General features: G+C 46.5%; 17 protein-coding genes and 1 pseudogene. 9 read left to right on the forward strand and 9 right to left on the reverse strand.

Translation table 11 applies throughout. From position 1 onward, the window contains the following. Positions 1 to 104: 104 nt before the first annotated feature. Together ABWV76_RS13150 and ABWV76_RS13155 are read right to left on the reverse strand one after the other, a co-directional pair. The gene (locus ABWV76_RS13150; RefSeq protein WP_353376184.1) at positions 105 to 3,239 is read right to left on the reverse strand and encodes an efflux RND transporter permease subunit; all 3,135 of its coding nucleotides are present in this window, start codon (positions 3,237 to 3,239) and stop codon (positions 105 to 107) included. Positions 3,240 to 3,248: 9 nt separating this feature from the next. Next, positions 3,249 to 4,370, reverse strand: coding sequence for an efflux RND transporter periplasmic adaptor subunit (locus ABWV76_RS13155; protein ID WP_353376185.1), 1,122 nt, complete (start codon positions 4,368 to 4,370; stop codon positions 3,249 to 3,251). A gap of 95 nt (positions 4,371 to 4,465) precedes the next feature. On the opposite strand from ABWV76_RS13155, the gene ABWV76_RS13160 reads away from it, so the two are divergent. The 5 genes and pseudogenes from ABWV76_RS13160 (at position 4,466) to ABWV76_RS13180 (ending at position 10,127) form a co-directional block, all read left to right on the forward strand. Further along, positions 4,466 to 5,032, forward strand: coding sequence for a TetR/AcrR family transcriptional regulator (locus tag ABWV76_RS13160; protein WP_353376186.1), 567 nt, complete (start codon positions 4,466 to 4,468; stop codon positions 5,030 to 5,032). Positions 5,033 to 5,051: 19 nt separating this feature from the next. Further along, entirely contained in the window at positions 5,052 to 5,951 is a 900-nt protein-coding gene (locus ABWV76_RS13165; protein WP_353376187.1) for an ABC transporter six-transmembrane domain-containing protein, read from the forward strand. Between the two features lie 389 nt (positions 5,952 to 6,340). Further along, positions 6,341 to 8,581, forward strand: a pseudogene (locus tag ABWV76_RS13170) (ribonucleoside triphosphate reductase). 2 nt (positions 8,582 to 8,583) lie between these two features. Continuing rightward, positions 8,584 to 9,210, forward strand: coding sequence for an anaerobic ribonucleoside-triphosphate reductase activating protein (locus tag ABWV76_RS13175; protein ID WP_353376188.1), 627 nt, complete (start codon positions 8,584 to 8,586; stop codon positions 9,208 to 9,210). 128 nt (positions 9,211 to 9,338) lie between these two features. Continuing rightward, a complete protein-coding gene (locus ABWV76_RS13180; RefSeq protein WP_353376189.1) occupies positions 9,339 to 10,127 on the forward strand; it encodes a CLCA_X family protein in 789 nt (262 codons plus the stop codon). Here the strand turns inward: ABWV76_RS13180 and ABWV76_RS13185 are convergent. Further along, positions 10,054 to 10,827 carry an FMN-dependent NADH-azoreductase gene (locus ABWV76_RS13185; RefSeq protein WP_353376190.1) on the reverse strand — a complete coding sequence of 258 codons (774 nt, stop codon included), beginning with the start codon at positions 10,825 to 10,827 and terminating at the stop codon, positions 10,054 to 10,056. The two genes, ABWV76_RS13180 and ABWV76_RS13185, sit on opposite strands and share 74 nt — an antisense overlap. A 121-nt stretch (positions 10,828 to 10,948) precedes the next feature. Between ABWV76_RS13185 and ABWV76_RS13190 the strand changes: the two genes are divergently transcribed. After that, positions 10,949 to 11,827, forward strand: coding sequence for a LysR family transcriptional regulator (locus ABWV76_RS13190; RefSeq protein WP_353376191.1), 879 nt, complete (start codon positions 10,949 to 10,951; stop codon positions 11,825 to 11,827). 85 nt (positions 11,828 to 11,912) lie between these two features. Here the strand turns inward: ABWV76_RS13190 and ABWV76_RS13195 are convergent, their stop codons facing one another. From ABWV76_RS13195 to ABWV76_RS13210, 4 genes are all read right to left on the reverse strand, one after another. Beyond that, positions 11,913 to 12,122 carry a cold-shock protein gene (locus tag ABWV76_RS13195; protein ID WP_020412807.1) on the reverse strand — a complete coding sequence of 70 codons (210 nt, stop codon included), beginning with the start codon at positions 12,120 to 12,122 and terminating at the stop codon, positions 11,913 to 11,915. A 300-nt stretch (positions 12,123 to 12,422) separates the two neighbouring features. After that, positions 12,423 to 13,250, reverse strand: coding sequence for an SDR family NAD(P)-dependent oxidoreductase (locus ABWV76_RS13200; protein ID WP_020412808.1), 828 nt, complete (start codon positions 13,248 to 13,250; stop codon positions 12,423 to 12,425). Between the two features lies 1 nt (position 13,251). Next, on the reverse strand, positions 13,252 to 14,220 hold the full coding sequence (locus ABWV76_RS13205) for an SDR family oxidoreductase (RefSeq protein WP_020412809.1): 969 nt from the start codon (positions 14,218 to 14,220) through the stop codon (positions 13,252 to 13,254). Between the two features lie 13 nt (positions 14,221 to 14,233). Continuing rightward, positions 14,234 to 15,577, reverse strand: coding sequence for a flavin-containing monooxygenase (locus ABWV76_RS13210; protein ID WP_282953477.1), 1,344 nt, complete (start codon positions 15,575 to 15,577; stop codon positions 14,234 to 14,236). 117 nt (positions 15,578 to 15,694) lie between these two features. Here ABWV76_RS13210 and ABWV76_RS13215 point away from each other — a divergent pair, with 117 nt between their 5' ends. From ABWV76_RS13215 to ABWV76_RS13225, 3 genes are all read left to right on the forward strand, one after another. Beyond that, positions 15,695 to 16,699 (forward strand): AraC family transcriptional regulator, encoded by a 1,005-nt coding sequence (locus ABWV76_RS13215; protein WP_353376192.1) that lies wholly within the window; start codon positions 15,695 to 15,697, stop codon positions 16,697 to 16,699. A gap of 294 nt (positions 16,700 to 16,993) precedes the next feature. After that, complete coding sequence (locus ABWV76_RS13220) at positions 16,994 to 19,477, forward strand: radical SAM protein (RefSeq protein WP_353376193.1); 2,484 nt, start codon at positions 16,994 to 16,996, stop codon at positions 19,475 to 19,477. Between the two features lie 407 nt (positions 19,478 to 19,884). Then, the gene (locus ABWV76_RS13225) at positions 19,885 to 22,122 is read left to right on the forward strand and encodes a multicopper oxidase family protein (RefSeq protein WP_353376194.1); all 2,238 of its coding nucleotides are present in this window, start codon (positions 19,885 to 19,887) and stop codon (positions 22,120 to 22,122) included. A 216-nt stretch (positions 22,123 to 22,338) separates the two neighbouring features. On the opposite strand, the gene ABWV76_RS13230 is transcribed toward ABWV76_RS13225, so the two are convergent. Together ABWV76_RS13230 and ABWV76_RS13235 are read right to left on the reverse strand one after the other, a co-directional pair. Continuing rightward, on the reverse strand, positions 22,339 to 22,773 hold the full coding sequence (locus ABWV76_RS13230) for a MarR family winged helix-turn-helix transcriptional regulator (protein ID WP_282953471.1): 435 nt from the start codon (positions 22,771 to 22,773) through the stop codon (positions 22,339 to 22,341). 258 nt (positions 22,774 to 23,031) lie between these two features. Next, positions 23,032 to 23,841: a MipA/OmpV family protein gene (locus tag ABWV76_RS13235; protein ID WP_353376195.1), complete on the reverse strand. Its 810-nt coding sequence runs from the start codon at positions 23,839 to 23,841 to the stop codon at positions 23,032 to 23,034. Positions 23,842 to 24,097: the final 256 nt, after the last annotated feature.

Raw genomic sequence — 24,097 nt, forward strand, 5'->3', positions numbered from 1 at the left:
TTAAAGGGATTCCAATTTTGATTCTTACCGAGTAACCGGTAAGCTTAATGGCCAGACAATAAGCATTTAGTGATGGATCTAATAAGCACTTAGTAATGAAGGGATCACAATTGCCTCACTTCCTGAAGTAAACTTTGCTCAGTAAGTGAAGCGCTATCACTCCTAGATGTATTTTTGTACTGCCCAAAAGAAAGTAACAAAGGGATTAAGATTAGGGTAATCGGTGTAGCAAATAGCTCCCCGAATACCAGGGATATAGCCGCTGGCTTTAAATATTGGGCTTGCTCGCTGGTTTCGGCTAATAAGGGTAGCAACCCACAGATAGTAGTCACCGTAGTTAAGAAAATTGCCCTTACGCGACTTTTCCCAGCTTGAAGTAGCGCTGTTTTTACTGGTACGCCCTGCGCGTAGAGCTGATTAAATCGGCTCATTAAAACCAGGGAATCGTTAATCACTACCCCAGTCATTGCCATCATTCCAAACAAGGATAATAAGCTTACTGGGAAGCCCAACAGGCCGTGTCCAATAATTGCCCCTGCAAAGCCCATTGGAATCACCGACATAATAATCAAAGGTTGCCAATAGGATTTTAGTGGTATCGCCAACAAAACGTAGATAAGTAAAAGCGTCAGCAACATGGACTTTTTAAATCCAGCCTGTACTTCTACTATTTCGGCGAATTCACCAACGGCTTTAATTTGGACACCCGGATAAAGGCGCTCCAGTTCTGGCACCAGCTCTTCTTTTAACCGCTCCCAGTTGTTTTCCGGTGAATTGACAGAGCGATTCTGACGCCAATAGATACTGACCACTTCATCGCGATTACGTCGATAAATAACCTCGGGTTCACGCTCGTACTTAAGCTGGGCAATTTCGCCTAAGCTTACATAGCTGTTGTTATCCAGGTTAATAGGTGTAGCTTTTAACTGCTCAAGTGTTTTAGTTTCTGTTTGAGGAAAGCGAGCCAACACTAGAGTTTCTTCACCTTTATCCAACAGGCGATGTATCTCAATCTGGCCGAATGCTCCCCCTATCAGCACTGCCAGATGACTTTGATCAATTCCCAGGCTGGCTCCCCGCTCATTGACCGTAATTTTCAGCTGTCTTTTGGCAAGTTGGCTATCATCGTATACATCGTTCACACCGGGTAACTCCGCGAGTAGAGCCTTGAGGCGGCCAGCCACTTGTTTCGCCTGATCTCGATTGCTGGCAGACACCGCAATGGCAGTATCCCCCGCCGGCTCTTCCGTAAGGCTAAACTTCACTGCATAGCTTCCCTCCAGGATACCTGTTTGCAGCCGCAGCTCCTCTAAAAAGCGGTTGCTCTCTACTCTGGCCAGGGCATCATGTGTTAATTCCGCTGTCAACTCTATGGTCTTGGTGCCTTCCTTTGACACGATATATTTGCTAACAGGTGACTCCGGCAACCCATACTCCTGTTGCAACCTATTTGCGGTGCGCTTGATGGCCTGTTCAAGTTGATCGGTATTACGTTCCGTTAAAGTATTTGCAGCTCCATGCTGCATAGTGACTTTAACCGTGGCATAGCGTCCGGGAATTTCAGGGAAGAATACTGAGGCGATATGCCCCTTGAACATAGCGCCATAGGCCAGCAGCAGAAAGGTGGCAAATAGACTAATGCTTATTTTCCGGTTTGCCAGGCTCAATGACAAAAGCGGAATATATATCTTATCCGAAAATCGATTTAATAAACGGTTACATTTCTCTCTGGCAATCTCAATCCATCGTTTTATTGCGCCACTAGTTTGAGTATGTGTATTTGGATAGCTTAAATGCGCAGGTAATATAAATTTGCTCTCAATTAATGAAAATATCAGTGCAAATATCACTACAGCAGAGAATCCTGACAGCACCTTTGCCAACTCATTTTCAATCCATAGCATCGGTGAGAAGGCCGCGATTGTAGTCAATACGCCAAAAACTGTGGGCACGGCTACGGCTTCAACCCCCTTCCAGGCAGCTTCTTTGGTGTCAGTTGTATTTTGTCTCGCCTGGTGAATACTTTCACCGACCACAACGGCATCATCTACCAATATCCCCAGTACCAAAATCATACCGAATAAAGTGATATCGTTGATGCTGTAATCCAGGGAAGGAAAACCCATCAATGTAATCGCACCAGCCAGGGATATGGGAATACCTAAGGCAACCCAAAAGGCTAGCCGCGTATCTAAAAAAAGCACCAATAGCAATAAGACGATTAATAATCCCTGCAAGGCGTTGGAACTTAGCAAGTCTAATTGCTCGGAAATATAGGGAGACATATCCGCCATTACATCCAACTGCATGTTCCTGGGTAATGTCGATTCCAATGATTCTAATACTGATTTTGTGGCTTCATGGATATGAAACAGGTTGTCTTTTTGGCTGGTGGATACCATCAGTGCGACTGCAGGTTGCCCTTGATATCGAACAATACTGTCGGTTTGCTCATAATCTCGCTTAACAGTAGCGATATCACTGAGTCTCACTCGTGCCGTCGATGTAGTGATAATGGGGATATTCCTCAGTTCCGCCAAGTTGTCAGCCAGGGAACTGCCCTGCAGCACAATATTTCCATTGGCCGTTCTTAATTCACCACTGCGATATTCCACTGACCACTGGCGAATACGTTCCGTTAGGTTCTCAAGAGACAAACCGTAGCGTTGAAGTTTCCTGAGGTCTGGCTCTATAGCCAATAGTTGCTTTCTTTTCCCCAGATTTGTCACTTTGGAAATAGCAGGATGTTTCTTAAGCACTCGCTCTACTCGTGAGGATACCTGCTGAAGCGAATCATTATTGTCACCACCGTAGACCATGACAAACGCCGCAAGATTCGTATATTCACTGCGATAAATACGCGGCCGCTCCGCCAATGCGGGAAAGCCTTCGATACTTTCAACTTGATTGCGAATATCTTCAATCAAACGATCCAGCTTCACATTAGTATTTTTTTTCACTACCAATGAAGCGTAACCTTTGCTTGATTGGCTGGTTATGCGCTTTATTCCTGCAACACCACTAATAGCTTCCTCAATACGCTGTGTAATGCTCTCATCGACCTGGCGGGCAGTGCCGCCGGGGTAGACAACGGAGATTTCGACTTCCGTAGGTGGAATTTGTGGAAAGCTTTCCACCCGCAGATTTTGAAAGGTCAGCAAGCCTGCAACCAGAATGAAAGCCATGAGAAGGTTAGCGGCAACTGGGTTATCCAGGAACCAGCGTGAGAGTGTTTTCATTTCCAGGCCTTAGTGGATAGTCATTGCAACCGCTTGACCTTCTACAAAGTTGGTCAAAGGAAAGCGAATAAGCTGACGATTCTGCTGGGGTCGATTCTTGTAACGAAATAGAACCGAATCCGGCCGCATATCCAGTAGCTCTATCTCTTCCAAAAGGAGTGATTGTTCAGAAACGCTCCATACTTTCCCATCTTCTGTAAGAACCGATGCTGGTGCACTGACAACATAGCTCTGCGTGTTGCCTCCAAACACTACATCAACCTGCTGATCGGCGAGCAAGGGAATTTCGCGCTGAAAGGGGTTAGCCACTTGCAACATAAGGCTGCGCTGGCGGGTGTCCGCATCCATGATTGGGCTTAGGTAACGGACCGAGGCCTGCCATTGTTGTCCGTCAGGCGCCTCTATAGTGATTTTGCAGGGATCTTGCTGAAGGCCGTTTAACCGCTGCCAAGTCTGCTCAGAAAGCTCAACTTGGATATCCAGGTACTCACTGGCTGCTACTCGAAAGAGTACATCCCCCTCATTTATCCATTGGCCAGGATGGATTAAATCGGCAATAATCACCGAGTCAAAAGGCGCTTTAATTTGTGTATCAGCCAACCTCTGCTGTGAGGATGCGAGAGCTCCCTTCGCCGCTTCTCGATTTGCCTCTGCGGCTTTGACATGCGGCTCCAGTCGGCCAAATGATGACTTCGCTTTATCCCCTCGTTTTGCCACGTATTGACGCGTGAGTATCTCGGCCAAGTTGAGTTCAGCCTCTGACACTCTGGCTTGAGCAGCACTGAGCTCAGCCTGATAAAAAGTATCCTGTAGCGACGCCAGTATTTCTCCTTTCCTAATGAGATTGCCCGGCATTGCGTGGTTAGCAATATGGGTGACACGCCCGCTGACTGAGGCGATAACTTCAGTCGCCCAGCGGGGTTGTGTTATGCCTGTTGTTTTGACTTCAAGCTGAGCATCCGCCGGTACTGCCTCCACGACAGTAACAGTAAGGCCAAACTCTTTGGGCTTCTCCACCATGGCTGCTGGCTGTTGCTCAACCATAAGCCACAGCCCCACCAAGACCAGCAAGCTGGTGGCAGCAATACCTGCAGCCCGCCGCTTTAACCAGATTCCCGCAATTTTCATCATGCCTAGACAACTTACAATTTATGGAACACACTTGCACCATAACTTGTAAGGCATTATGATACAAGTATGTTCCATAAAGTTCGGGTAATAACTCCATGACTGATCACCTAGATGCGCGTATTCAGAAGTCACAAACTGCGATCATGAAGGCAGGTATGGAACTCCTGAGCAAAAATAGGGAGGCATCCTTTAGCGATATTGCCCGGGCGGCCGGAGTTGGGCGCACTACCCTTTACCGTCTTTATGACACGAGAGAAAAGCTGATTAAGGCGGTTGCGATTCACTGCCTGGAGGCATTTGATAAAGCGACCGAACACTTGGAAAGCGAGGCTGAATCGGCTCTGCAAGCCTTCCACCTGATGTTTAAAGCGATTTTTCCGCTGTCGGCCGAAATGGAGTTTTTAATGAAGTTGGGAGACTTTGATGAAGATGACCCAGAGCTCACCGCTATCTATGAGAAACAAGAGAGTGAAATCGCGACATTGGTGGAATACGCAAAATCTGAAGGCAGCCTGTCCAAGAAACTTCCTACTTCCTGGGTGGTAAACCTGGTAGAGGGCCTGCTTTATACATCCTGGCTAACAAAAAATGCAGAATCCATAGATCACGATACGCTGGCCGATTTAGCGTTTCACACATTTTGCAATGGCGTTGCTCGTTAAGCATTGAGAGAGTTGTTAAATGACTCAGCCAGTTACCACTGTTTCAAAATCAACAGATGATGATTATACGAAAGGCAAGCACAAACATTCTTTACTTTCGATTTTTATCCGATTTAAGTGGCGAGTATCCTTGACCCTATCGCTGGTCGTTATTGAAACACTCCTCGAACTACTTTTTCCACTTGCCATCGGCTGGGCTATCAATAGTCTATTAGAACAGTCCTATGATGGCATTTATTTATTGGCAATCTTGGGCACTATCTCTGTCCTTATGGGAAGTGCTCGAAGATTTTACGATACACGAATCTATGCACATATTTACCAGGTAGTTACGTCGGAAATGGTGGCCCGTGAAAAAGCAAAAAGGCAGTCGGTGTCGACTATCACTGCACGCTCCAGTTTATTAACTGAAATTGTCGAATTCTTTGAAAATAGCCTGCCAGAAGTTATTACCGTTTCTATTGGTATGGTGGGTTTGCTCATTATCATCAGTGCTATCAATCTCAACGTCTTTCTGGCTTGCCTGGCAATTCTCGCTTTGATTATCCTGATCTATTGCGTAATCGGAAATACCAATTACCGGCTGAATGAATCTTATAATAATGAGCTGGAATATCAGGTTGATGCGCTTAAACAACCAAATGTTGAGCATGCAAAAGCACACTTCCGGCGCCTTATGCGGTGGAATATTGAATTGAGCGACCTGGAAACTTGCACCTACTTTATATTGTGGACTGGGATAATCGCTTTATTTGTTTACGCTCCCATAGCGGCAATCGATGAGGGCCTGGTTAATTACGGATTAATAGTTGCCTTATTGATGTACGTTTTCGACTTTATCGGGAAGGTCTCTGCGTTACCACTCTATGTTCAGCAGGTTATTCGTTTGAAGGAGATTTCTAATCGGATTGGATCATAAGAAAAAGAGGCGGGAATACAGTGTCTCGCGACTGGGAGTATGAATTAGAGTCAATTTTTATTCTTGCCTTAAAAGCTGCTTCAATTAGTCGAATAGGAATCCCTGTACTCCAATCACTTAAACGAAAGGACCACTAGACAATTGTTATCTAGCAGCAAGTGTGAAACTCGCTACTACTTGTGCAACACACCCCAAAATACTGCACCCTACCCCTATTACCCTAGTACTGACACCTTGATATTTAAATGTTTTTCAACTAGGCAGCTTGTCATCCAGGCACAACATAGTGTGCCAATTTAATCATAAAAGCACCATATATAGTGATCCAGATCAAGCACTCCTCTCTTGCACTTCTTTAAGCTTCCCTCACAATCTGTGAAGGAAGGCCCATGACAAGCACCTCTACCCCTGAAATTGACAGAGCCACACCTCCTGTTCAAGACCTGAGCAGCTTACTGGTACGAAAGCGGGATGGTCGCGCTGTGGCTTTTGATCCTCAACGTATTACTTCAGCACTTGTGCGAGCCGGGCAGGCTACTGGTGAATTTGGTGAGGATGAAGTTGATTGGCTAACCCAGGGCATCCTGAAAGTGATTAATCATCGCTTTGATGCAGCGACACCAGTCGATATTGAGGAAATCCAAAATATCGCCGAGCAAATATTAATCAATTGCGATTACATAGATACAGCACGGGCCTACATCGCCTATCGGGAGCGACATGCTCGCATACGTAATGATTGCCAAACTCTGGTAGATGTTGGGGCTTCCATCGAAGAATATCTGGAGCAGGCGGACTGGCGTGTCGCTGCTAATGCCAACCAGGGCTACTCTCTCGGCGGCCTGATTTTAAATAGTGCCGGTAAAATGATTGCCAATTACTGGCTAAATCATGTCTATTCCCCGGAGATTGGTGCAGCCCATCGGGATGGCGATTTACACATCCATGACCTGGATATGTTGGCCGGCTATTGCGCAGGCTGGTCACTTCGCACCCTGCTGCACGAGGGGTTGAATGGGGTTCCCGGCAAAGTGGAGTCTGCACCGCCCGCCCACTTGACCAGTGCAGTTGGGCAGATCGTTAACTTTCTTGGCACATTGCAAAACGAATGGGCTGGAGCCCAGGCATTTAGCTCCTTCGATACTTATCTCGCACCCTTTGTACGCAAGGATCAGCTGGATTACGCCAGTGTGCGCCAGTGCATGCAAGAGCTGATTTTTAACCTGAACGTGCCATCCCGCTGGGGCACCCAGACTCCCTTTACCAACCTCACTTTCGATTGGGTTTGCCCTCAAGACTTGCAAGACCAGGTGCCGGTGATTGCCGGCAAAGAAATGCCATTCACTTATGGTGACCTGCAGGTGGAAATGGACCTGATTAACCGCGCCTATATTGAGGTGATGAGTAAAGGGGACGCGCGCGGCAGAGTCTTCACTTTCCCAATTCCAACTTACAATATCAGTGAGGACTTTCCCTGGGAGAGCGAAAATGCCGAGCGGCTATTTGCCATGACTGCCCGCTATGGACTGCCCTACTTCCAAAACTTTATTAACTCAGACCTCAGTCCAAACATGGTGCGCTCCATGTGCTGTCGCCTACAACTGGACCTTCGAGAGCTGCTTAAACGGGGCAATGGATTATTTGGCTCCGCGGAACAGACCGGCTCTCTCGGTGTAGTAACGATCAACTGTGCACGTCTGGGCTATTTGTATAAGGGGGACTGGGACCTCCTGCTCGCCCAGTTAGATAAACTACTGCTACTTGCACGGGATTCCCTGGAAGTGAAACGCAAAGTGATTCAGCGGCATATGGACGCCGGCCTGTTTCCCTACACGCGTCGCTATCTTGGCACACTGCGTAACCACTTCTCCACCATTGGCGTTAACGGCATTAATGAAATGCTGCGAAACTTTAGTGAAGACCGTGAAAGTGTCGTCACAGAGCCTGGTAAAAAGCTTGCCGAGCAGTTGCTCGATCATATTCGTTTGCGAATGACAGAGTTCCAGGAACAAACCGGCCACCTCTATAATCTCGAAGCCACACCGGCTGAGGGAACTACTTACCGTTTTGCCCGCGAAGACCAAAAGCGCTATGAGGACATTATTCAGGCTGGCAGCACGGAAGCACCTTACTATACCAACTCATCCCAGCTGCCAGTCGGCTTTACCGATGATCCTTTCGAAGCGTTGGCCCGGCAGGAATCCCTACAATCCCGTTATACGGGTGGCACTGTGCTGCACCTATACCTGGGCGAACAACTGCCAGATGCCGATAGCTGCCGCCGCTTATTACAGCGCGCCCTGAAAAATTATCGGCTGCCCTATATCACAGTAACTCCCAGCTTTTCTATATGCCCAGTACACGGCTACCTGAGCGGCGAACACGAATTCTGTCCCCGCTGCGATGAGGCTCTGCTCGCTCGTGAGCAATCTTGCTGCAGCGATTAAAACCAACCACCAAGGAGAGACATCATGAATAAACCAACCCCACCACTCAAAAATGAAGAGCGCACCCGCTGTGAAGTCTGGAGCCGGGTGATGGGCTATCACCGCCCAGTTTCCTTCTGGAATCCAGGCAAACAATCGGAACACAGGGAGCGCCGCTTTTTTGTTGCTGGTAGTGACAAATAACCATGGCTGAAAAGCTGCGCATTGGCGGTTTTACACCATTTACCGCTATCGACTTCCCTGGTGAATTGGCCGCGGTGGTCTTTTGCCAGGGGTGCCCCTGGCGTTGCCGCTACTGCCATAATGGTGATCTGTTGCCGGCCCGCGCGCCCAGTGCCTACGACTGGGACCAGATATTGGGGTTCCTCGCCAGCCGGCAAGGACTGCTGGATGCGGTGGTATTTTCTGGCGGAGAGCCAACTGCCCAGGGGGCACTGGAAGCAGCCACTGCCCAAGCCCGAAGCCTGGGGTTTAAGATAGGTTTACATACTGCCGGGATCTACCCTCGGAAACTGAGTCGCTTGATCCCCAGTTTGGACTGGATTGGGCTGGATATAAAAGCGTTGCCGGAAAATTACCCTGCCATTACCGGGGTAGATGGTAGCGGTACAGCACCCTGGCAATGTGTAGAGCTACTAGTCGAGGCGGGAACAGCAATGCAAGTACGCCTTACCAGGCATCCTCACCTCACCAGCGATGAGGAGCTAGCTCAAATTCAGGAGAAGCTTCGCAAATGCGGTGTTCATCATTTAGAGGTGCAGCGCTGCAATACCGAGCAAGCGCTTGACCAAACTCTGAAGTTTATTTCATAGGGCTAACAAGTTTGGCGGGCGCTTGCTGAATTGGCCTGACCTGACAAGCATCACTCGCTGCCTTGTTGATGGAACAGAGGCTGTATTAATATCCAAACTTCCCCAATAGACCCCTGCCCTAATCCACTATGGTGTTGTCCCGACAGTTCTATCGCCAAGGCCCCAGCCGGCGGGATAATTCACTGGTCTCTTTTGCCGATGTCAGAAGGCGCTTTGGCTTCAGATCTATAGCAGTTGGGCGCTGGGTAACCGATAAAGAGCGAGATCGAGCTGCGGGCCTATTTTACGATGCCCTTGTTGATTTAATGGCCATCCTCAAGGGGCCAGAAGCACTTATATCCCTAAGAGGCAGCTTGTCTTTTCAATATGGAATCGGCGGTCGGCCAGGCATGTCGGCTTTTTATGACCCTTCTGCACGTAGCTTTTCACTAGCTAAAAACGCCGGACCCGGATCTATCGCCCACGAATGGTTCCACGCGCTGGATCACTACCTTGCCCAGAAGGCATTCAGTGATACTTCTCAAAGTATGTATGCCTCAGACGCCTGGCTCCGCGGTGCGACTCCCGAACCCCACCCGCTAAATGATCTTCTTTTCGCATGCTTCAAAACCATTATGTTAGACGAGGAAGGCAGCAATCCCAGCGATCTGGTTACTGCATCCGTAAAGGCTGATAAGACAAACGGTTCCATCTATTACAGTGAGCCAGTTGAACTTTGTGCCCGTGCCTTCGAGGCCTTTATCCAGGATTCCAGTATCAGCAACAACTTTCTGGTGGCGGGCTCAAAGGCCAGTAAAGAGGCCAAGCTTGGCCTCTACCCGATAGGACACCAGCGCCAGCAGATCAATCTTGCATTTGAGCAATACTTTGCTTTCTTAGGGCGAGCGCTTTGGGCTGAGTTGAATGAGAGTGAGTAAGTTGGCTTTTGAGTTTAGTAGCAAGCTCTTCGGCCAATGACTGACTTTGCAATAAAGCCTGGTTTACCGAATTTCGATGCCGTTCATCCGCAAACTCCTGGAATTCCGCATTGATTTCATGGACTTGATCGACCCCCAGGTAATGGCTCAGTGTCCTGATATGAGGACCCAAGTGATTCATGTTCTCGCGTATTCCCCCCTCTGCAAAGCCAAACTCTCCGGCAGAAGTAATTAGCACCAGAACCTTCCCCGACATAATGGGCTCAAGCGGATAGTCTCCACGGGCCAAGTCAAAGGTGAAGGTCTTGTTGATGCGTATCACCTGGTCGAACCAGGCTTTTAAAGCCGCCGGCATACCGTAGTTATACATTGGGGAGGACATTACTATGACATCCGCCTGGTCGAGTTCATTGATCAAAGTATCCGATAATGTAACCAACGATTTTTGCTCTTCACTACGCTGATCTTCTGGAGTGAATACAGAGGCAATCCAATCCTGGGTAATGAATCCTGGCGGGGTCTGGCCAACATCCCTATAGATGAGTTTATCTTTTGGTCTTAGCCCAAGCCAACGCTTCACAAAACTTGCGGCAACGGCCTTGGAGATAGAGGAGTGTTTTGGTATGTCCCTATACTCCTCCGGTACCTGAATAGTCCCGAAAATCTGGGCGCTGGCTTCAATATGAAGAAGGGTTTTCATTTGCTAGACCTCGAAAAATTCATCATTTGGTCCAGCGATAGTGCAGTCTACAAGCATTCTTGACAAATGAGATATTTTTCCTTATAGATGAATTAGTTTCATCTATAAGGAAGAGTAGTCCATGTATCCAAGCCTACCCTCCCTCAATTCCTTAAAGGTTTTTGATGCAGCTGCGAGGCTCGGTAGCTTCAAGAAAGCTGCAGAGGAACTCTTTATCACTCCTACAGCAGTATCCCATCAGATAAAAAGCCTGGAAGAAACGCTAGACAGCCAGCTGTTTGAGCGTAAAACCCGCGCAATACAATTAACAGAAGAAGGAAGGCTACTCGCAGAAACAACTTCACGAGTTTTTCAGCAACTTGCCGCAGCAATAGGTGAAATCGCTAACTCAAATAGTGTGATTGCTGTCAGTACAACTTCATCTTTTGCTGCACTGTGGCTGGTTCCCCACCTGGAGCGCTTTTATCAGAAGCATCCTGGTATCGAGATATCCATTTCGACCGGTGAACAGATAGATGATATTGAGCGCGACCGACACATTGATGTAGCTATTCGCTATGGTGAATTTGATCCAGAAGCCAAAAATAGCACAAGGCTTATTACTGAATCAGTGGGTATGTATGCTACGCGGAACTACTTATCAAACATAACCGACCTCGAGCAGGCACAGCTATTAGAAACCAAATGGATCAACCAATCTTTAACCCCATTCAGTTGGAAATCCTTACTTGGCGACTTCAATAAAAACCTTACCATTCGTCAATATGATCAGGAGTATCATGTCATACAAGCCGCACTAGCGAGCCAGGGGATTGCATTAGTCAGCTCCCTACTGATTCAGAATGCCTTACAGAACGAATGGTTGGTGCCATATAAAAGCGCAGCAGCTACAAAGCAAAAGGCTGAAGGGCTTTCATACTGCGCAGTAATCCCAGACCGCAATATAAATAACAAGCAGGTTAGTGTGTTTCTTGATTGGCTACTTGAAGAAATAGAATAAACTATGTATACGATATCGCCCTTACGAGCAAAGCTCGAAAGGGCGATAAACAAGCCATCACTAAAAAGCAATAAGACTTAAAAATTTAGAGGCAAATAATATTTTCTGCCTGAGGGCCCTTGGCACCCTGGGTAACTGTAAACTCTACAGCTTGCCCTTCCTGCAATGTTTTAAAGCCACTGCTGGCAATGTTGCTGAAGTGTGCAAAAACATCGGGGCCGGATTTTTGTGCAATGAAGCCAAAACCTTTGGCTTCATCGAACCACTTAACAGTACCAGTCGTTGTGTTAGACATAATAAATATCCTGAGAAAATAAATTGATCATAGTTGACCTGTTGGTCGAGCGGGCAAAAACTGAGAATTTAAAAGAGACAGAACGAAGGATTATGACTAAAACCACGAGTTGAACTAAAATAAAAACTGGGCGTTTATACCAGCTATCAGGATAGTAGCACCTAGAGCTAACTCGTGTCTATAAAAATAGAAATTAAGGATAGGAATGAAGCAGATAACTCAATAACTGTATTATAAATGGCCTATTTTAAAGATTTTCCGCTCTAGCTATAGTTCACTCAGTGTCCTAGAGAGCTCTCACTAGGGAGTGCTACCTAGCTCCATACGAAAACGCCTTCTTAATTGTTTGAGAAAGGTCATCGGGGCCAGCCTGTACAAGTAGGCTCCAATCAGGCTTATATCTTTTGGAAACCAACGCTCCCTGCCCTTTTCCAATGCCGTCATAATCTGATTGGCCATCCACTCAGGGCTACGCACCGCTCCCACGGTGCTCCTTTGGTGCCGCGCCTGCCCACCATCTCCAGCTAAAGCGTTCTGCTCAATCGTTGTAGCCAGGAAACTTGGGTAAACCATTAATACACTAACTCCATCGTTCCGCACTTCCTCACGGAATACCTCAAAATACTGGTGCAATGCACTCTTGGCTGCGCAATAGCCCGCCCGCCCCAATACCGGCATCCATCCAGCCATTGAACTGATATTTACCACACAGCCTGATGCCGCTTTTAGCTCCGTAAACAAGCCTTGAGTAAGCTCTACCGGGACATGGTAATTCACCGCCATCACCTTGCGAATAACCGCGCTGGACGTCTGTGTAGAGAGGCTTCGGTGTGTAATGCCAGCATTGTTTACCAGCAGATCGACTCTTGAATGCTCATTCCGTAAGGATTGAGCCAGCTCCTCTAATGCCAAGCAGTTTGATAGGTCAACGGTATATATCCTGACTCGAACACCGATAGCCCTGAGTTGGGCCTCTCTTTGACGAAGTTTTTCAGCTGAAATATCGACCAGAACAAATTCAGCTCTATATTTTTTTGCAAGGCACAGGGTAATCGCCCAACCCAAGCCTTCGGCAGCCCCTGTAATCACAAAAGTCTTCTGTAAATTTTCCGACTGATTTGTGTCCATCTCAACTCTCCTCCACAGACAAGGGAGTTTTACTGGAGAGTGCTACTATGCCGAGTGCCCTTTCTGCAAACAGGTGAAAAACCTCTTTTGAAGTCTTCTCCGGAATAAACCCCAACTCTTCTTTTAAACGGCGATTATCCAGTACCGGCCTGTATTGCAAAAAGGCCACGTGGTCTGGGTGGGTATCCGTTAGGTGGAGGCTGTAACCCAGCCAGAGAACCGCTTTTATCAGCCATACTGGTGGTCTCATCAGTGGTTTGGACAGAATTTGTCCTATTTCCTTGGGGCTGAGACTGCCATCACCGGTTAGATTGAATATGCCACTGTTCCCAGTACTCACACCAAGCGTGAGTGCGCGGATCACATCCTGGTCCCAGATAAAGACAAAGGGGGAATTATGCCCACCGGGGTCCAGAAGTACTTTTCGGCTAAAGAGTGCGCTGATCTTATTATTGGTGTTGGCACCTAAAACGGAAGACACGCGAAATACCAGTTGCTTGAGATACGGATACCGCTCACGGTATTCAGCCAGCAGCTTCTCAACTTTGCGCTTGTTATTGGAGTATCCAAATTCAGGGTTCCCCCTCAAAGGGTGATGTTCCTCGAGTTTGGGTGGATTATCCGGATAATAACCATAGGCGGCGCCACTGCTTGTTACAGTGATATGTTCAACTCCCGCGTAGAGACAGGCCTCCAATACATTTCTTGTGCCTTCCACATCTATACGGTATTCAGCAGCGTGGTCACGTCCCGCAGCCATCACTGATGCTAGATGAATCACATGGGTTATAGATTCGTTCTGAATTATCTTACCCAGGTCTTTATCACAGATATCATGAGCAAGAATTGGAAAACTCGCGATTCTAGTTCGGATATCAATCCCGGTCACAGGAAAAGTCTTACTCAACTGCTCCCCAAGCTGGAGACCTATATATCCCGCCGCCCCAGTAATCAAAATCCGCTTGTTCATTTTGAGGCTCCTATCAGGAAGTTGCTTCTGGCCTGCTTGTGCAGAAAACCTCATCTTGTGGTAGGAGATCTTTTTGTAAATCTGCCTTATGTGTTCTGAGTGCCCTTAAATAGGCGTCTTTGTGTACATAATACGCCATGCGCTCAAGTTCCAGATAACGTATACCGCCGTTTACACGTTTTGCCGATCTCTGCTGGATGATTTTCCTAAATCTACTAGCAGACGGTGCGCCAGAAATTAACTGACGAATAAAAAGTGCAACAAGTTCCGCTTGCTTATTGCGTCCTTCCCATCCCAATCCAGCCGCCTCTACCATACCCATCATAAAGAGGTTGTCGGACTCCGGATGGAATACATTCAGATAGAGGCTTGGTGCATGACCACCCCAGTTCAGCTCGCTGCTATCCAAGAACGGGTAATGCAATTTGTAACCGGTAGCTTGCACGATCAGGTCATACGCTCCGCAACTTCCATCTGCGAATCTCACCTTATTCTCATTGACTGATTTGATATCAGGCCTGGGATTGATATCTCCATGGCCAATATGATGCAGGAGCAAGGAGTTGACTACTGGGTGAGATTCAAAGAATTGATAATCAGGCTCTGGCAAGCCGTATTGAGATGGGCGACCCAATGAAAATTGGGTCAGCGCCTTTGTAAGGCGCCGCTTAACAAAGAGAGGTAACTGTAGTTTGCCGCCTAACTGATCGATAGGTTTGCCGGCAATGTACTTCGGCAGAAAGTAATAGCCACGGCGCAGGCTGATATCAACGCTTTTCGCTCTATGTGCTGCGTCTACAGCAATATCCGCCCCACTGTTACCACAGCCAATCAACAGGACTTTTTTCCCGGCAAAGATTTCAGAGGACTGATATTGCGCAGAATGTAGTAACTCTCCAGCAAATTGGCCCGGAAGTTCAGGCTGGTTGGGGTGGTGCAAAGTTCCGCTGGCAATGAGTAGTCCGCTAAACTCCCGAGTTCTTTCTTGCCATTTTCTACGAGTGGTAATCAGCCAGTTTGGCCCGCTACGTTCACATCTCAAGACTTCTGTGTCGAACTCGTAATGGCCATAAAGACCAAATTTTCTCGCATAGGATCGGAAGTAATCACGCATCTCCCTGTGACTTGGGTAGTCAGCGACGCCCTCCCCCATCGGAAACTCAGCAAATTCGGTCATCTTCTTGGAGGAAATAAGGTGCGCCGACTCATACATTGTGCTGGTGGGGTTATCGATATCCCATAACCCCCCGACATCACTGTGCAGCTCAAAACCAATACAAGGAATTCCATGCTTGAGTAAATTTCGAACGGTACAAAGGCCCATAGGACCGGCACCAATCACTGCATAGGGTTTCACGGCAGCTCCCTTTCCCTGTTTATTCGTTATAGCGCCAAGATAAAAGGAATATACCGTGACAAATCAATTACAGATCGTCATTATCGGGCATGTACTGGTTAATTTGGGACATTTTTGATGGATTTGACCGACACCAGAAGTGTAAACCTTCACTATACCAGGGCCTTATTCGAGGCTCTGACCAGCTTGGGTCTCGCCATACCAGAGGGAGCGAGCAACTTACTGTCCCAAATAAACCAGGAAGAACGTATTCCAATTTACCTGCAGGACCTGTTGTGGGAGTCGGTAATCGAGAGTTATCACGACCCTTTATTGGGGGTAAGGCTTGGGCTTGCCATGCAAGCGAGCCAAATCGGCCTAGTGGGTTACCTCCTGATGACCCAAAAAAATTTGGGAGAGGCGATAGAGCAATTGATTACCTACCACCCGTTGCTGGGCGAAGGTGGTCACTTTGAAATGCGTCGCGATGCATTTGCTGTAAACCTGTGTTACCACCCCAGCTGTTTAAGCTTTGCAAAAATCCGTGTAGAAACAGTGCTCACTGCTTGTATTGCTCAAACACGAATCTTGACTGGCGGAAAGTTTCAACCCCTCAAACTACTTCTCTCGTACCCTGCGCCTAGCCTTGCCCTACAGCAATGTTATCAGGAACTTTTACAACTACCACTTGAGTTCAATGCCAAGGTATCAGCGATTCAATTCACAGCTAAAGACTTAGCTCTACCGTTAATCGCGGCGAATAAAGAAGTCGTGGCCTGCTTAAAACCCAAAGCAGATGTTCTCTTACAGACGTTTGCCGCAAAGACCCTACACCGAAAGGTAACACTTTTACTTCAGCAGGCCCCGGGTTTAACACGTGAGAAAGTCGCCAAGCATCTTTGCCTAAGCCCTAGACATTTGGGTCGTAAGCTGCAGGAAGAACAGATCAGCTTTCGTGCTCTTCAGGATGAAGTGCGTAGTCACTATGCGAAACAATGGCTTAAAGAAGGGGAAAAAACAATTGTCGAAATTGCCTCGACCCTAGGATACTCCGATGAAAGTGCCTTCGGTAAAGCATTCCGGCGCTGGGAGAGCATTTCTCCTGGCTCTTATAGACAGAGTCTTAAACACAAGACAATTTGATTCTTCAATAGTAGAAGCCGATCTGTTCACTAATACTGGCCTTCTTGTAGCCAATTTCTTCCTCATACTCCCTCAAAAGTAAGGGCGCGCTCCATATTTGGGCGGCTATATCCCGATCATTCCGTTTGACCAGAGCAGGCGCTACAAACATCTCCATTGAAAGCGCTAAATCTAACCTCCCAAGAATAGTTAATAAACACAAGCGGCACTTTATCCGACAAAGACCCGGCCACTACACAGAGGCTATGATCAAAATTCGAACACTAGATTTTTTTTGTAAGGAGTTCGATATCAATGAAAGGCGGAATTTTTTCTAGGGCGCAATTTAGCAACTTAGGTGATTACAACTCAACTGATCCTTTTATTAAACGATTTCATGCCATCAATAAAGATATTCGGACCAGAACTTATGGCAATTTTCCACCCTTGAGGGGAAATTACGAAGATTGGAAGAGCTTTATTGAGGACGCTGTGGCCGAGGATGCCAAAGCAAGTTTTGAATTGATTGAAGCCAACCAGATACTTGCGGCCTGGGAAACTGCACTGGGTATTGGAAAAGTTTCATCATTTCCAATCAGTATCAGTGCGAGCATTACTGACATCTGTAACGCCCGGTGCAACTTTTGTGCATACCTGCCTGAACGGGTATCAAATCAGAAACTGTCATTTGATCAATTTCAAAAAGCCAACTGGCTTAAATTTTGTCGTGCTTTCAGGCCCAATGGCGGAGGACTTGGTGAACCTTTTGCCCACCCAAAAATTCTGGAGATACTGGAACAGCTTAGGGAAACTGCACCATATTTGTCTCTAGGGTCTGTCACTAATGGCTCAATTATGCGTCCAGAGGTGGCAGATATTGTCGCGCAGTATTTTTCATACCTCTATGTATCGGTAAATGCCGCGCGCAAGGAAACTTATGAATGGACCATGGCCCCATTAAAGTGGGAGCGGTTCGTAGACAATATGGATCGACTTAATGACTTAAAGCAACGACACGGCAGAGAGCGCCCATGGCTAAGGGCTGGATATGTTGTTCATAGCGGCAACCTTGATGAACTTCCGGAATTACCAGCTTTGCTACGCAGGTTTGGCTTCAAGGATTTGAACGTTAATCCAATGGTTCCGCCACCCCAGTATGGCCGCAACCAATTGCTGACTGAGGAAGCCAGTATTTTCAAGATTCCTCATAGGGCAGATTATGTTTTCCGGCAGCTTGAACAAGAGTGCGCTATCCACGGCATTGCACTTTCAAAAGCTCTTCCTAGTTTGAAGAAACTGCTTGGTGCGGCAGAAGGCGATAGAGTATGTCCACAGCAGAATAACCCCTCAATCGTAGCTACTGATAGAGAGTATCACATCACACCCAGCAGTTATAAAGTACCAGGCATGCTGAGCAATACCCCAAAGTCGCTAGTAATAACCAACAGGTTATCCAAGAAACCGATTGACAAGAAAGTTAATACTGCCAATGCCGCATTGAGAGCGAGTAAACCCAAAATCAGGCCAGCCATGGTCTCCATGCCTCAGGCGACAGGCTTAAACCTAGCAAAGGTAGTGGTAAGTAACAGTGACCTGGAGGCTATGGCGGAGACTGGTGATGGTGTGTCCTACAGCTACGAGTGGTCTGTTTTTGAGAACCAAAACCTAATTCCTATCTGCTGGGCCCCATGGAGAGCTCTCAAGATAGATATCTTTGAACGTACTCAAGTCTGCTGTAACTTTTTCCGGAAATTACCAAAATTTAAATGGACCAACGCCAAGGACTTCCATAGCGAAAAAAACATGTGGAATCACCCTTATATGCAGCATCTGCGAGAAACAATGGGTACACCTGAGGAGGTACCTTTTTGCACATTATGCAAGTCAACTGATAAAAGGCATTTAAAGAACGACAAAGAAAAACGTTCAATAATGCTGAAAAGCCAAAAAAAGTATTATGAGATTGTAGCCAAAGTATCTGGTGTAGAGCTATGTGGCAAACTTGACTCTGTAAAGTCTCCACTACCTGATTGGAGCATCAAAAGTTCATTGCCCGATCAAAGGCCAATTTCACCATACACAAAGGGGATTGATTATTACAGGTACTCAGTCTTTCAACATGGATTCCATAACATTGGTAAAGTGTTGATGCTTGCAAGAGTCCCTGCAGTCTGGGCCCCCTTTCTCGCAGAAGTCAATGAATCGGTACATATCCTAAGCCCACGACGAGGCCAGTGTGTTATCGCTGAGGATGTGTTAAAAGCATTTCAATTTAGTAATTACAAATTCACTCGTCTCGAGCAGCAACTTCTCGTAGCTGCCCCAAGTAAATTAGAGTTGTATGATGCGGTCTGGCTTGATGGGCTCATTTTTGAAGCCTTCATCCGTGACGAGGTACTCTTGTGGGTACGTAAGATGCTAAAAAATGGCGGGAGACTTAGAGTAATTGGCGCTCCAGGCATTGGCAAAGTTGCAGAATCAATTCTTTCTAATCCTGAAAGCTCATCAGGAAAATTAGAAACGTTACGAGCTGGCATCCAGTTTTCTGGTAAGGGCAGCTATTTCACTCAGGATGGTGTTCTAGGTGCACTCAAAAAGTATAATCTTGCTCTAGATCGCCTGATGCCGCCCTCTGGTAGCCGTATTGTGCTTGCAGATGGTGTAAAAGGCACCGAAAAACTGAGTGAAACAGAGTTGATCAAAAAACTGGAGCTATTTGTCAGCGGCGGTGAATTAAGCCCCCAAAAGTACTTGGCAGGTATGGACCGAACAGTATCTTTTGCAGCACTAGCGGTCTAACTGCAGAAAAACTGACCTGACAAAGGCCGCCTAAATAGCTGTAAAGAGGCGGCCTTTTTCAACCGCTAGAAATTAGCAATACTGACATGCATCTGGATTAATGATGCGAATTTTTTAATGACATATTATAGGGTGACAAATTAGGTGAAATTACTTAATTTTTTTCTTTTCTTTTAAAGAAAATTTCAGATTTAGAATTTCTACTGCTAGTGTTATTCATAAACCTGAGAACCATAAAGATCACCAATTTGAACCATGGATACGTCAGAGTCGAAAATAGACGAAGTTAATTCGTCAGGTCTTACCTGCACATGAAAAACAAAGGGCCTTATAGGTAATTAAGGGAACAACGCATTAAACACCGGCGCCAACATTGTACATAGAATATGGATATTGAGAGGCAATTCATGAGACAAGGAAATATACGTTTACTGATGGTAGCTGCTGGGGCCTGCTCACTCTTGGTCAGTAGTCTCGGGGCTGCGAATGTGGATGAGAGTGACGGCGATACGAGTAACGAAGTCACTTATTTCCAGACTAAGCTGGTAAAAGCCGAAAAAGTTTGCAAATTTGAGAATGATCTACCAATCCCAGCCACTATTGATGTTCGTGACGCTATACCGCCTTTCAATAGAGTCAACCTTACCGTTGAAAAGACTCAGGCTGATTTGGGGCTAAAATATTGTGATGGCTCCAATCAGGTGTTCCCCAAGGCAACAGTCTACGGTTTCAGATTGGAGGGAGAAAGTGAGGTACATTCCCCTGGCCCAACATTTCTAGCGAAAGAAGGTTACCCTATTTCTGTTGCCTTCGATAATAAATTGCAAGGACCCCACTTATTCCCTGTTGACACTTCCATACATGTTCCATATGTAGTCCGGAAAGATCCTGATGCGCGCCCCATTGTAATTCATCTACATGGTGGGCATACAGAACCTCGCAGTGATGGTCATCCTGAAGCTTGGTACACAAAGAATTTTGCATTTACAGGGAAAACATTTGATCTTGATAACTTCCGCTACAATTATTCGAATACTCAGGATGCCACAACATTATGGTATCACGATCACACAGTTGGGCTCACCCGACTCAATAATTATGCGGGTACTGCTGGCTTCTATCTAATTACAGATGACAATGAACAGGAGTTGATTGCCGAAGGAAGGCTTCCAGATGATAAACATACTATCCCAATTATGGTGCAGGACAAACTGTTTAGCACTGACGGACAACTCTACTACCCAGGGGTACATGGTGAACCCTTATCACCGTTTCCCAATGTTGACATACGGCCGGAATGGCCCAACCCAACGATTCTCGATGAATTCTTTGGCAATATTATCTTGGTAAATGGGAAGGTATGGCCGAAGCACCAGGTAAGCCCTACGGTATACCGACTTCGCTTGCTTAACGCATCAGATACGCGAACCTATGTGTTTAAGTTTGAAACTGAATCCAATGATGCGGTGGAATTTTATGTAATTGGGTCTGATGGAGGGTTATTAGAGCACCCTACCAAGGTCGATCAACTGGTGATGTCTCCAGCTGAGCGGTATGATATTTTGGTGGATTTTTCGCCTTATAAAGGCAGTCGTGTTTTCTTGCGCAATGAGGGGGCTGACAGCATGTTTAAGGGGTATTTTAATCCCGAATTGCCAGCTCCAAACGGCCAGACCGAACTGCTGGTCTTTAAGAAAGATGAAAGCTGGTTCTTGCTTAGGAAAGACGATGAAATAGCTCCGCCTACAGAGGTTGCCAGGGATATCTTGCGCTTCGATGTAGGGAATGATCTTGATCAGAGAGACCGTTCTTTTGAAGAAGACTGTAAGCCTAACTGCATAGGGAATTTAAACCTATCCGCTGATACTCAACTAGGCAACCCGCCAATCCTGCCTCAAGTAGTCGACCGGCGCCGGAGACTATCTCTATTTCGAGTTTCGGACAACGAGGGGGACACATTAGATCACGGCCGCAGCTTGCTTATGCTAGGTACTTTTGAATTTGGCAGCCTCTCTTTTCAGGATCCGCTAACAGAGATCGTCCAGGTAGGTACAACAGAAATCTGGGAGTTCCACAATACTACTCGCGCAGCACATCCGATTCATGTACATCTCGTAGAGTTCGATATACTGAACCGGCAGCAAGCTCTTTACGAGCTGATTGATAGGCCGCAAGTGGACCCCTCTGATCCTTTCGGACAATTGATTACTGGCGCGATTATCAACCCATTAACATTCAAGCTTACGGGGGACGAGGTGCTGCCCCAACCCAATGAGTCCGGCCGTAAAGACACTGTCATCACTCTTCCTGGCTATGTTACTCGGATCAAAGCAAATTTTGACTGTACGGGAATCGATTGTACTAACGGAGAGTATGTGTGGCATTGTCATTTGCTGTCCCATGAGGACTACGACATGATGCGCCCTATGAAAATGTATGGCAGAACTTTAGGAGATAAAAAAAGACCTATTCCTTATCCGCTGAGTTCGAGAGAGCAGGATTCAAACTTCAGCTTTCTTGAAACTCTCTTAGGTAAAAATGACGAGCCGACCTGGCCTTTCTACACCAAGAGTTTCAAGCAAAGCTTGAAAACCAGCGATGCAGGCAGCCACCTCACCTGTGAACTCACCAAGAGAAAGATGTAAGAATAGATCAATGGATGGCGGTCACGTGGCGTTCCGACTGACTGATAAATGAGACTGACAAGCATGATTTCTTAAGTATATGTTATTAAGCAATATACAAACACTTTTTACATAGTGAGCGTCGCAATTGTGACGCTCTTTTTTAGAAATCCCGCTATTTGGAGCGACACTCAACCCCACAATCAAGCAAGTCTTCTGTAAGAACAAATAACATGCTTAACCCACATTGCATAAATTTTCTGAAAGTTGATCAGCTACTGAGAAGAATACTTTCAAGTCTTCCTTGCTAATACCTTTAGTTAATTGCTGTGAGAATTCAGCTTCTATTTCTTCTATGGTTTCGAAGAATTTGTAACCTTTCTTGGTAAGTTTTAGCAACTTACTGCGACCATCATTAGGGTTGGGTACTCTCTTTACCATATCCAGACTACAAAGTTCATCTACAAGTCGGGTGACCTGTCCTTTGTCGCGTTTCAGCGTAGCACTCAGTTCAGCCAGGGTGGACTCTTCCTTAGTCCAAATTTGCCGCATGGCCCTCAGTTGTTGGGGAGCAAGCTTCATGCTCAGGCGGCCAAGTTCCGGGGCTATCTGCAAGCTTAAGTCATAGCTCAAACGAAATGCAGCTTCATGAACCGTTCTGTTTTTTGCCATTGGCACAACTCCATATTCAATGGTGAGTACAGCAGGTGCGAAGCACCCGGCTCCATTATTCCTTAACTCCGTTCGTTGACAAGCAGCAATTGCTTCAGCATAGATGACATATATCAACCAGATTGATTTAGAGAAGATATTGCAGGGTAAAACACCAGCAAATTTGCAGGAAGTATTAGCGGCCGTATAATCAGAATCTGCCCCTCCTTCAAAGAGGTGGTTAGTTAGACAGCACTAATATGCCCCGGAAGAGTATGCCTAAAACCAGTAGTTCAACATAAGTGAAACCTGGCTCGCACTGTTCACTGCCACTATAGGGCTATTACTAATCTCATCACCATACCAAGCATGTTGAACTCTCCCCAATAGCATCAATCTGGGAGTAAAGCCATAGCCGACTTGCAAGCCTAATTTAGAGACAATGCCGGCATCCGCTTTATATGCAGCCCTATTTAAAGTGGCTTCATCGATATTCACGCCATAGTAATAATCCAAGGTCTTCTCACTCTGCCAACTGGCATTTAATTCAGGCTTGATAATCCAATTTCCATGCTTATAAGGCAGGCTGTAGCCAGCAGATAGACTGTATCCGTCGTGGATACCGCTAATATCCTGAGACAATCCCACCTTCCAAAGTCCCACTGAGACGCGGTACTCCATAGACAAACGCGCAAGGATAGAGATATCCAACTCCTCCATATCAGCGAGTTCATCACTATCACCGCGGTCTTTATCGCCTACAAAGTCGCCCCCAACTCCGAATTTCACATTAATTCCATGATTGCGATACAAATTAGCTCCTAGCTCAAAGCCCTGGAAATAAAAACGTTTATAATGGGCGGAAAGCAAAGGAAATATGCGATTTTGGTTCTCGCCCCCTACGTAGATAGACTCTGAACTAAAGGCACCAATCCCCAGCGAATAGCCGGCTTCAGCCTGCCTTGGGGACTGTTCAACTTCTTCTTTGGCCCAAACGGACTGTGACAGAATCGCACTACAAAGTACGAAGCAGGTCCGAAAGGCTGGCGAAGTTGAAAAATGTCTGCACTTATCTCGCGTAATTGTCATGAGTTGATACCTTAATTATTATTAGTTGCAAATCCTTGTGAGCATTGTATCCATCACAAGTGAACATTTCGTAACCAGCGTCACTTCCAAAGCAAGTTCATCGTTAAGAATTGTTTACCTGAATACGAGCCCAATACCTATTTTTGCTGATTATTGATATGGGCAGTTCCTGATGCACTTAGCATATTAAATTGTGTATAGGTTGATCTTTAGCGGCCTTCACAAAAGTTGGCAACCCAAACAGGCAAAATTTAAA

The sequence above is a fragment of the Microbulbifer sp. NBRC 101763 genome (genome assembly GCF_040371615.1).
GTDB lineage: Bacteria > Pseudomonadota > Gammaproteobacteria > Pseudomonadales > Cellvibrionaceae > Microbulbifer > Microbulbifer variabilis.